The sequence below is a fragment of the Hydrogenophaga sp. genome, from assembly GCF_028698005.1.
Classification (GTDB): Bacteria; Pseudomonadota; Gammaproteobacteria; order Burkholderiales; family Burkholderiaceae_C; genus Hydrogenophaga.
This window is the reverse complement of sequence record NZ_JAQVEJ010000266.1, coordinates 1-2,665: the sequence shown is the minus strand read 5'-3', so window position 1 is coordinate 2,665 and position 2,665 is coordinate 1. Positions and strand designations below refer to the sequence as shown.

Below are 2,665 nucleotides of genomic sequence, written 5' to 3'. Positions count from 1 at the left end.
GGCGGAGGCAGGATCAGGCGTTGAGTTGCGCCAGCCGCTCGGGCGTGCCCACGTCGGTCCAGCCGCCGGCATACAGCTCGGCGCTGATGCGGCCGGCGTCCATGGCGTGGCGCAGCAGCGTCGCCAGCGGCGAGGCCGTGCCCTGGGGGTTGCCGGGCAGGATGGTGCACCAGGGCGGCTCGAACAGGGCGCGCCGGTACAGCGCGATGGTGCTGAAGGTCCAGCGCTCGCCGGCCGCGGTGTTGAGCGCCAGCCCCTCGGGTGAGAGCCCGAAGTCGCCCAGGGGGTTGTGCGGCGGGTTCGGCACCAGCCACAGGTGGGCCAGCCGGTCGCTGGCCAGAAAGCGTGCCTCGGCCTCGGCGGTGAAATCGAACTCCGGCGCGAACACGTCCCCGGCCAGCACCCAGAAGGCCTCGCCCAGCAGGGGCAAGGCGCGCGCAATGCCGCCGGCCGTCTCCAGGGCATAGCCGAAATCCTGCGCCTCGTGCGAGTACTGCACATCGGTGCCCGGCACCTGGGCGGCCCAGGGCTGCAAGGCGGCGGGGATCTGCTCGCCCAGCCAGGCGGTGTTGACGACGAAGCGCCGGTGGCCGCTGGCGCGCAATGCGTCCAGAGGCCAGAGCATGAGCGGTTTGCCGCGCACCGGCAGCAGCGGCTTGGGGGTTCGGTCGGTCAGCGGGCGCATCCGTTCGCCACGACCGGCGGCCAGCACCATGGCGGGCAGACGGGGGGGGAGCGGTGTCGGAAGGGCCATGGGTGCGCGCATCTGTGTGAGTGCCCCATTATTCCCCAGGGCAGCCGCAAAACCCCCTGTTCGCCCCCGCCCGATAAAATCACGGGTTTGGCGCCCTAGCCGCCACCATCCTCAACTGCCTTCGCCCATGTCCGACGCCCTCTCCCCCGCTCCCGCTCCGGCCTCCGCTGCCGTCACGCCCCAGGTCCAGGCCAACGCCATCCGCGCCCTGGCCATGGACGCCGTGCAGGCCGCCAACTCGGGTCACCCCGGCGCGCCCATGGGCATGGCCGATATGGCCGTCGCGCTGTGGGGGCGCCACCTGCGCCACAACCCGGCCAACCCGCAATGGGCCGACCGCGACCGTTTCGTGCTCTCCAACGGCCACGGCTCGATGCTGCTGTACGCGCTGCTGCACCTGACGGGCTACAAGCTGCCGATCGAAGAGCTGAAGAACTTCCGCCAGCTCGGCAGCAAGACCGCCGGCCATCCCGAGGTCGGCCACACCCCCGGCGTGGAAACCACCACCGGCCCGCTGGGTCAGGGCATCACCAATGCCGTGGGCATGGCGCTGGCCGAAAAGCTGCTGGCGGCCGAGTTCAACCGCGAAGGCCACGCCATCGTCGACCACCACACCTACGTGTTCCTGGGTGATGGTTGCCTGATGGAAGGCATCAGCCACGAGGCCGTGGCCCTGGCTGGCGCCTGGAAGCTGGGCAAGCTGATCGCGCTGTACGACGACAACGGCATCTCCATCGACGGCCAGGTCGCGCCCTGGTTCATCGACGATACGCCCCGGCGTTTCGAGGCCTGCGGCTGGAACGTGATCCGTGGCGTCGATGGCCACGACGTGGATGCGGTGGACGCCGCGATCGCCGCCGCGAAGACCAGCGCCGACAAGCCCACGCTGATCTGCTGCAAGACCAGCATCGGCAAGGGCAGCCCGAACCGCGCCAACACCGCCAAGGCCCACGGCGAGCCGCTGGGCGCTGAAGAAATCCGGCTCACGCGCGAGGCGCTGGGCTGGACGCACGAGCCCTTCCAGATTCCCAAGGATGTTTACGCCGCCTGGGATGCCAAGGCCGCCGGCAAGGCTGCGGAGGCTGCCTGGAACGACAGGTTCAAGGCCTACAAGGCCGCCTTCCCGGCGCTGGCCAAGGAGTTCGTCCGTCGCACCAAGGGCGATCTGCCGCGCCACTTCGCGCAGGTGGCCGTGGACGCCGCCGTGTCGGCCCACACCAAGGCCGAGACCGTGGCCAGCCGCAAGGCCAGCCAGATCGCCCTGGAAGCCTTCACCGCCGCGTTGCCCGAGCTGCTCGGCGGCTCGGCCGACCTGACCGGCTCCAACCTCACCAACACCAAGTCCACCCCGGCTTTCCGTGTGGACGGCCACGGAGATGTGGTCAAAACCGAAGACGGCCAGGTGGGCCGCCACATCAACTACGGCGTGCGCGAGTTCGGCATGGCCGCGATCATGAACGGTGTGGCGCTGCACGGCGGCTTCATTCCCTACGGCGGCACCTTCCTGACATTCAGCGACTACAGCCGCAACGCCATCCGCATGGCGGCGCTGATGAAGCAGCGCGTGATCCACGTCTTCACGCACGACTCCATCGGCCTGGGCGAAGACGGCCCGACGCACCAGTCGATCGAGCACGTTGCCAGCCTGCGCCTGATCCCCAACCTGGACGTCTGGCGTCCGGCCGACACCGCCGAGACCGCCGTCGCTTGGGCCGTCGCGCTGCAGAACACCGGTCGCCCGACGGCGCTGTGCCTGTCGCGCCAGAACCTGCCCTACCTGCCCAAGGCCGGCCTGGAGGACATCAGCAAGGGCGCCTACGTGCTGGCCGAACCCAGTGAGGTGGGCCTGAAGAAAAAGGCCCAGGCCGTCATCGTCGCCACCGGCTCCGAGGTGCAGCTCGCGCTCAAGGC

The 2,665-nt window shown here is 69.8% G+C and carries 2 protein-coding genes; one reads left to right on the top strand and one right to left on the bottom strand.

Translation table 11 applies throughout. The annotated features are described in order from the left end of the window. Window positions 1-13 precede the first annotated feature (13 nt). Window positions 14-754 carry a nucleotidyltransferase family protein gene (locus PHQ87_RS15805; protein WP_300236512.1) on the bottom strand — a complete coding sequence of 247 codons (741 nt, stop codon included), beginning with the start codon at window positions 752-754 and terminating at the stop codon, window positions 14-16. A gap of 214 nt (window positions 755-968) precedes the next feature. Between PHQ87_RS15805 and tkt the strand changes: the two genes are divergently transcribed. Next, window positions 969-2,665, top strand: a 1,697-nt coding sequence (tkt, locus tag PHQ87_RS15800) for a transketolase (protein ID WP_300236515.1), incomplete at its 3' end; no start/stop codon positions are given.

Coding starts and splice junctions, on each gene's coding strand:
- PHQ87_RS15805 (WP_300236512.1), bottom strand. CDS start 754: ATGGCCCTTCCGACACCGCTCCCCCCCCGTCTGCCCGCCATGGTGCTG.